Origin of the sequence: Roseicyclus sp. (assembly GCF_052168335.1) — a bacterium.
GTDB lineage: Bacteria > Pseudomonadota > Alphaproteobacteria > Rhodobacterales > Rhodobacteraceae > Roseibacterium.
Genome location: NZ_JBQLZP010000527.1, coordinates 1 through 6469, shown reverse-complemented (window position 1 = coordinate 6469; position 6469 = coordinate 1). Strand labels below are relative to the sequence as shown.

The following is a 6469-nucleotide window of genomic DNA, read 5'->3' as shown; positions in this document are numbered from 1 at the left end:
AACAAGTCCGAGGTCGCGGTCGGATACGCCACGATCTACGGCGACATGGCGGGCGGCTACAACCCGCTGAAGGACCTCTACAAGACCCGCGTGTTCGAGACCTGCCGCTGGCGGAACGCGAACCATCGCGACTGGATGAAGGGCCCGGGCGGAGAGGTCATCCCGCCGCGCGTGATCGACAAGCCGCCCACGGCCGAGCTGCGCGAGAACCAGAAGGACGAGGACAGCCTGCCGCCCTATGCCGACCTCGACGTGATGCTCGAGATGCTGATCGACAAGGAGGCAGCCGTGGCCGATGTCGTCGCGCTCGGCTACGACCGGGAGACGGTGAAGAAGATCGAGCGGCTGATCTATCTCAGCGAATACAAGCGCTTCCAGTCCGCGCCCGGCACGAGGCTCACGGAACGCGCCTTCTGGCTCGACCGCCGCTATCCCATCGTGAACCGCTGGCGCGACGATACGCAGGGCTAGGTCTGCCCCTATTCCTGCCCGGTTTCCGTGCCATCCGGCCGCCATGAGCAATGCGCCCCATATCGGCGACGGCACGATCCGTTTCCCGCCCGCGCGGCGGTTCCGCTACTGGCCCGTGTCGGCGACGGCCTTCGCGGTCGGCCTGTGGATCCTCTGGATCGCGGGGCTTCCCGACCTGTTGCGCGACTTCGGCGGGCGGGACTGGGCGATGCGGTTCTTCTTCCTCCTGCCGGTCGGGGCGATCCCGTTTCTCGGGGCCGTCCTCGCCCTGTTCATCCCGTTCCGGAGGCTGCACCTTACCGTCGGCCCGGACGGGCTCGACGCGGTGACGTCCGGCGGGCGGCAGGTGATCCGCCTCGACTGGTCGACGGTGGAGCGGATCGTCTACCGCCGCCCGCGGTCCATCGGCTGCCTCGAATTCCGCTTGCGCCCCGGGCAGGAGCGCCGCCTCTGGCGGCTCAGGGACGATTGCCACGAGGGCGGGCCGGTCGCGCTTCTGTCCGCGGTCCGCGAGGTGGCGCCCGGGGGCGAGTTCGCGCTGAAGGGACACCGCCTCGACATCGCCCATTGGGGCGGGGAGGAGTGGCGGCTCGACCGCACGCGCTGAACGAAAACGGCGCCCCGCGGGGCGCCGTTCGGTTCGCCGGGTGGGTCGTGCTCAATGCACGCTCACGGGCTCCATGTCGTTCTGGCGCGCCACCACGAAGGCGAGCTGCCGGTCGCGCACGAGGGCGAGTTGCTGGCCGTCCTCCGACCCGATGGCGTAGACCGTCTCGCGGCCCCCGGCCTGTTCGCGAACCTCTTCGGGCAGGTCGGCCACGGCCACCTCGCGGATATACACGATGGGCCGGCCGCTCACCTCGGCTGCGGGATTGCGTTCGTTCATGCGCGCGCGCCTCCTTTGCTGATCCTGATCGTCTGCACAACGCTTTCGGGAACCGCCCGGTTCAGGTCGATGTGGAGAAGGCCATGCTCCATCGTCGCGCCGGCCACCTCGACCCCTTCGGCCAGCACGAAGCTCCGCTGGAACTGCCGCGCGGCGATGCCCCGGTGCAGGAACACGCGCTCAGCGCTGTCGTCGGACTGCTTGCCGCGCACCATGAGTTGCCGGTCCTCGACCGTGATCACGAGATCCTCCTCGGCGAAGCCCGCCACCGCGAGCGTGATGCGGTAGGAATTCTCGCCGCGCTGCTCGATGTTGTAGGGCGGATAGCCGTCGTTTCCGGCCTTCGCCGTGCGCTCCACGAGGCGCTCGAGCTGGTCGAACCCGAGAAGGAACGGGTGCGACCCAAGTGTCAGTTTCGTCATCGGGCACATCCTTGAACAAGCGATGCTCTCGGCCCCACGCCCCGTTTTCGGCTGCGGGAGGCCTCCGACACGAAATATGGGCGGTGCCCGGAGGCCGTGCAAGTCCCGCGCACGCAGGCTTGGAGCACTGGAGCTTTGCGTGTATCGTGGCATTCTCCGGCATTTGGGTATGAGCGATGCGGGATCTGGGGACCGAATTCATGAATGCACCGAGCGAGATGAGCCACGAGGACGTGCTCCGCGTGAAGCTCGAGGTGCTGCGCCGCGAACACCGCGATCTCGACGCGGCGATCGAGGCCCTCCAGTCCTCGCTCAACCCCGATCAGCTCACGCTCCGGCGGCTGAAGAAGCAGAAGCTGATGCTGAAGGACAGCATCGCCCGGATCGAGGACGAGCTGACCCCCGACATCATCGCCTGAGGGGCGCGAGGTCGTAGGCCTTGCCGATGGCCGAGCCGCGCTCGCGCCAGGTGCGGAAGCCGAGCGCCTCGTAGTAGGCGAGGCCGTCCGCGTTCTCGGCCCCGATGGTCGCGTCGATCCGCTCGAGCCCCGCGGCCAGCGCCGCGCGCAGCGTCGCGGCGAAGAGCGCGCGGCCGATGCCCCGCCCCGCCGCCTCGGCCGCGACGTAGGTGCCGACGATGCCCCAGCCCTCCGGCAGGTCGTAGGGATTGTCCGGCATGGCGCGCTTCAGCGACTGGAAGCCGAGGACGCGGCCCTCCGCCTCGGCGAGGTGGCAGGCCAGGCTGTCGGGATGCTCGATGTAATGCGCGCGAACGTGATCCGCCCCGCGCGGGCGCGCACTGCCCCTGCGCTCGAGGATCGGGGTCAGCACCCCGTCCAACGCCGCCGCGTCCGCCGCTTCCGCCCGCCTGATCCGCATGCCCCCGCCCGCCGTTGCGCACGCCCCGACTGCCGTTATAGTGCGGCGCTCCGGGGGAAGTTCCAAGGGACGGGCGCATGGGCGAACCACTGGTCGGCATCATCATGGGCAGCCAGTCGGACTGGCCCACCATGCGCGAGGCGGCGGCGATCCTCGAGGAACTCGGCGTGCCGTACGAGACGCGCATCGTCTCGGCGCACCGCACGCCCGACCGGCTCTGGGACTACGGGCGCGCGGCGGCGGGGCGCGGCCTCAGGGTCATCATCGCGGGCGCGGGCGGGGCGGCGCACCTGCCGGGGATGATGGCGTCCAAGACGCGCGTGCCGGTGATCGGCGTGCCGATCCAGACCAAGGCGCTGTCGGGCGTCGATTCCCTCTATTCCATCGTGCAGATGCCGCGCGGCTACCCGGTCGCGACCATGGCCATCGGCGCGGCGGGGGCGGCGAACGCGGGCCTCATGGCCGCCGCCATCCTCGCCACCACGGACGAAGCGCTGGCCGAGCGGCTGGAGGCCTGGCGCGCGGCGCTCTCGGCCTCGATCCCGGAGGTTCCCTCGGATGATTGAGCCGCTGCCGTCGGGCTCGGTCGTCGGCATCCTCGGCGGCGGGCAGCTCGGCCGGATGCTCGCGGTCGCGGCCTCGCGGCTCGGCTACAGGGCGCACATCTTCGAGCCGGGCGCGGCACCCGCCGCCGACGTGGCCCACGCCTGGACGCGCGCGGGCTACGACGACGCCGATGCGCTCCGGACCTTCGCGGCCTCCTGCGACGTCGTCACCTACGAGTTCGAGAACATCCCCGCGGCCTCCCTCGACCTTCTCGCCGGGGCCGCGCCCTTCCACCCGAACCGCAGGGCGCTGGAGGTCAGCCAGGACCGGCTGACGGAGAAGGACTTCCTCGCCGGGCTCGGGCTCGCCGTCGCGCCCTATGCCGCGATCGAGGGGCCGGGCGACCTCGAGGCCGCGCTGGCGGAAACCGGCGTGCCCGCGATCCTGAAGACCCGGCGCTTCGGCTACGACGGCAAGGGACAGGCCCGCGTCACGGCGCGGGAGGAGGCGGAGGCGGCGCTCGCCACGCTCGAAGGCGCGCCCGCCATCGCCGAGGGCTTCGTGACCTTCTCCAAGGAAATCAGCGTCATCGCCGCGCGCGGCCTCGACGGGTCGGTCGCGGCCTACGATCCGGGCGAGAACGTCCACGTGGACGGCATCCTCTCGACCACCACGGTTCCGGCCGCGATCCCGGCGGCGCTCCGCACCGATGCGGTGCTGCTCGCCTCTCGCATCCTGACCGCGCTCGACTACGTGGGCGTGATGGGCGTCGAGCTCTTCGTGACGCGGACGGGCCTCGTCGTGAACGAGATCGCGCCGCGCGTCCACAACTCGGGCCACTGGACGCAGGCGGGCTGCGCCGTGGACCAGTTCGAGCAGCACGTCCGCGCGATCACCGGCTGGCCCCTCGGAGACGGGACGCGGCACGCGGACGTCGTCATGGAGAACCTGATCGGCGCGGATGTCGCGCGCGCCCCCGCCCTCGCGGCGGAGCGGGGCGTGCAGGTCCACCTCTACGGCAAGGCCGAGACGCGCCCCGGCCGCAAGATGGGCCACGTGAACCGGGTGACGGGCCCCGCGCGCTGAGGCTACTCGATCAACGACTCGACGGCGTCGAAGAGCTGCATCTCGTGGTCGAAGGCGCCGGTCTCGAGGAAGCGGATCACCTCGGCGATCACCACGGGGTTGTTCATCATGAAGGTGTGCGTGACGGGCAGGACGATGAAGTCGGCCATGCCCTCGACCCGCGTGCTCTCGACCGCCACCTTGCCGTCGTCCGGGCCGGGGATCACCGCCGAGTAGATCGGGTTCAGCGTCCGGTTGCCCGCGATGACGCCGAGCTCGAAGTCCACCGGCGGCAGGAGGTTCGGCAGCGCCTCGGGCCCGGTGCCGAGCTCCACGGCGGCGGGCCCCTGCACCCATTCGAAGGGCTCGAGCTCTCCGAAGACGTCGACGAGCTCGGTCCCCGCGTTCGGCGGCGCGAGCATCACCACGCGGCCGAGCCGTTCGGGCCGGTGCGTGGCGAGCCAGTGCCGCAGGAGGATGCCGCCCATCGAGTGCGTGACGAAATGCACCCGCCCCGCGCCGCACTGCGCCATGGCGGGCAGGATCGTCGCGGGCGCGAGATCGGCGATGGAGGAGCGCGTCGAGGGATAACCCCGGTTGACGACGGTGAAGCCCGCGGCGCCCAGCGCCTCCTCCATCACGAGGAGGGACACCTGCGTGCGCGCCAGCCCGTGCAGCAGGATCACGCAGTCGGGCTCCTGCGCGCGGGCGGGAAGCGTAAAGGCGGCGGATACGAGGCACATGAGGACAAGCGCGCGCATGGGGGGAAGATAGGGCAAGGCGGCTGCCGCCGCGAGCGGGACTTGCCCCTGACCTTTCGTCACGCCAGTGTCGCGGCCAGCAAAGGACCCCTCCCATGCCCCGGACGACCATCCGCCTCGCCGTGCGCGGCCTGCTCCTGATCGAGGACCGCCTCCTCCTCGTCAACGCCTACGCGGGCGACCGGAGCGACCTTCTCTGCGCGCCGGGCGGGGGCGTGGAACCACATTCGAGCCTCGCCGACAACCTCGTGCGCGAGTTCCACGAGGAGACCGGGCTGACCGTCTCGGTCGGCGCGCCCTGCCTCGTGAACGAGTTCCACGAGCCCTCGCGGGCCTTACACCAGGTCGACATCTACTTCCGCGTGGCGCTGGTGGCGGGCGATCCCCAGGCGCCGTGGCAGGACCCCGAGGGCATCGTGAACCGCCGCGTGCTCGCCAGCCGGGAGGAGATGACGCGCCTGCGCTACAAGCCCGACGCCCTCCCCGAGGTGGCCTGGGGGAGCGGGACGCTCTACGATCCGCTGGAGCGTCTCGTCCGCTGAAGGGCGCCGAGGCCGTAGGCGATCCCGCCGAGGGTGAGGAGGCCCGCGCCGACCATCCGCGGCGTCACCGCCTCGCCCAGCAGCAGGACACCGCCCGCCGTCGCGATCACCGGAACGGACAGCTGGACGAGGCCCGAGACCGAGGCCTCGAGCCGGGGCAGGACGGCATACCAGAGCGCGTAGCCGAGGCCCGAAGTCACGGCCCCCGACAGGATGGCGAGCGCGATGCCGGGGGCGGAGGCGCCCGCCCCGGCCCCGGCGGCAAGGAGGGCGAGCGCGCAGAGCGGCGCCGCGAGCATGAAGTTCGCCGCCGTCTCCGCGAGCGGGTCGGTCGCGCGCCGCCCGACGAGCGAATAGACGCCCCAGCCCGCGGCGGCGGCGAGCATGGCGGCGGAGGCGGCCAGCGGCAGCGCCACCTCGCCCGCCGGCCAGACGAGCCAGCCGAGGCCGGTCAGGGCGAGCCCCGCGCCGATCCAACGCCGCGCGGGCAGCGCCTCGCGCATCAGGACCGCGCCCGCGAACATCGTCACCTGCACGCCGCCGAAGAGGATCAGCGCACCGATCCCCGCGTCGATCGCGAGATAGGCGAAGGAGAAGCCGATCAGGTAGACCGCGAGCCCCAGCGCGCCCGGAACGCGCCGGGCGGACAGGAGCGGCAGGCCCCGCCCCCGGAGCGCCACCAGCGCCGCGAGCGTCACCGCGCCCGCCACCGCCCGGATCAGCGCGAAGTCCGCCGCCCCGATCAGGCCCGGCCCCACCGCCATCCGGTTCAGCACCGAGTTGGCCGCGAAGGCCACCATGACCAGCGCCGTCAACGTCCCGAGCCTCATCCGCGCGCGCCCGTGAACCGCCCGGCGACCGGCCCCGCCAGGTGGCTCACCGCGCCGCCCGCGAGGG

General features: G+C 71.7%; 11 protein-coding genes. 6 read left to right on the top strand and 5 right to left on the bottom strand.

Going from position 1 to position 6469, the window contains the following annotated elements:
• On the top strand, positions 1–471 hold a 471-nt coding region (nadE, locus tag ACTS11_RS16110; protein WP_442641318.1), incomplete at its 5' end, for an NAD(+) synthase.
• Between the two features lie 43 nt (positions 472–514).
• Entirely contained in the window at positions 515–1078 is a 564-nt protein-coding gene (locus tag ACTS11_RS16105; RefSeq protein ID WP_442641317.1) for a hypothetical protein, read from the top strand.
• A 51-nt stretch (positions 1079–1129) separates the two neighbouring features.
• Here the strand turns inward: ACTS11_RS16105 and ACTS11_RS16100 are convergent, their stop codons facing one another.
• Positions 1130–1357, bottom strand: a complete 228-nt coding sequence (locus ACTS11_RS16100; RefSeq protein WP_442641316.1) for a DUF1150 family protein — start codon at positions 1355–1357, stop codon at positions 1130–1132.
• Entirely contained in the window at positions 1354–1779 is a 426-nt protein-coding gene (locus tag ACTS11_RS16095) for an Hsp20 family protein (RefSeq protein WP_442641315.1), read from the bottom strand. Before ACTS11_RS16095 ends, ACTS11_RS16100 begins: the two co-directional genes overlap by 4 nt.
• A 200-nt stretch (positions 1780–1979) precedes the next feature.
• Here ACTS11_RS16095 and ACTS11_RS16090 point away from each other — a divergent pair, with 200 nt between their 5' ends.
• Positions 1980–2198, top strand: a complete 219-nt coding sequence (locus ACTS11_RS16090) for a YdcH family protein (RefSeq protein WP_442641314.1) — start codon at positions 1980–1982, stop codon at positions 2196–2198.
• Here the strand turns inward: ACTS11_RS16090 and ACTS11_RS16085 are convergent.
• Complete coding sequence (locus ACTS11_RS16085; protein WP_442641313.1) at positions 2188–2658, bottom strand: GNAT family N-acetyltransferase; 471 nt, start codon at positions 2656–2658, stop codon at positions 2188–2190. The genes ACTS11_RS16090 and ACTS11_RS16085 overlap by 11 nt on opposite strands.
• A 77-nt stretch (positions 2659–2735) precedes the next feature.
• Here ACTS11_RS16085 and purE point away from each other — a divergent pair, with 77 nt between their 5' ends.
• Both purE and ACTS11_RS16075 read left to right on the top strand, forming a co-directional pair.
• Positions 2736–3224 carry a 5-(carboxyamino)imidazole ribonucleotide mutase gene (purE, locus tag ACTS11_RS16080; RefSeq protein ID WP_442641312.1) on the top strand — a complete coding sequence of 163 codons (489 nt, stop codon included), beginning with the start codon at positions 2736–2738 and terminating at the stop codon, positions 3222–3224.
• Complete coding sequence (locus ACTS11_RS16075; protein WP_442641311.1) at positions 3217–4290, top strand: 5-(carboxyamino)imidazole ribonucleotide synthase; 1074 nt, start codon at positions 3217–3219, stop codon at positions 4288–4290. Before purE ends, ACTS11_RS16075 begins: the two co-directional genes overlap by 8 nt.
• 2 nt (positions 4291–4292) lie before the next feature.
• Here ACTS11_RS16075 and ACTS11_RS16070 read toward each other — a convergent pair whose 3' ends face one another.
• On the bottom strand, positions 4293–5030 hold the full coding sequence (locus tag ACTS11_RS16070) for an esterase/lipase family protein (protein WP_442641310.1): 738 nt from the start codon (positions 5028–5030) through the stop codon (positions 4293–4295).
• 95 nt (positions 5031–5125) lie between these two features.
• On the opposite strand from ACTS11_RS16070, the gene ACTS11_RS16065 reads away from it, so the two are divergent.
• Entirely contained in the window at positions 5126–5572 is a 447-nt protein-coding gene (locus tag ACTS11_RS16065) for an NUDIX domain-containing protein (RefSeq protein ID WP_442641309.1), read from the top strand.
• Here the strand turns inward: ACTS11_RS16065 and ACTS11_RS16060 are convergent.
• Positions 5542–6402: a DMT family transporter gene (locus ACTS11_RS16060; RefSeq protein ID WP_442641308.1), complete on the bottom strand. Its 861-nt coding sequence runs from the start codon at positions 6400–6402 to the stop codon at positions 5542–5544. The two genes, ACTS11_RS16065 and ACTS11_RS16060, sit on opposite strands and share 31 nt — an antisense overlap.
• Positions 6403–6469 lie beyond the last annotated feature (67 nt).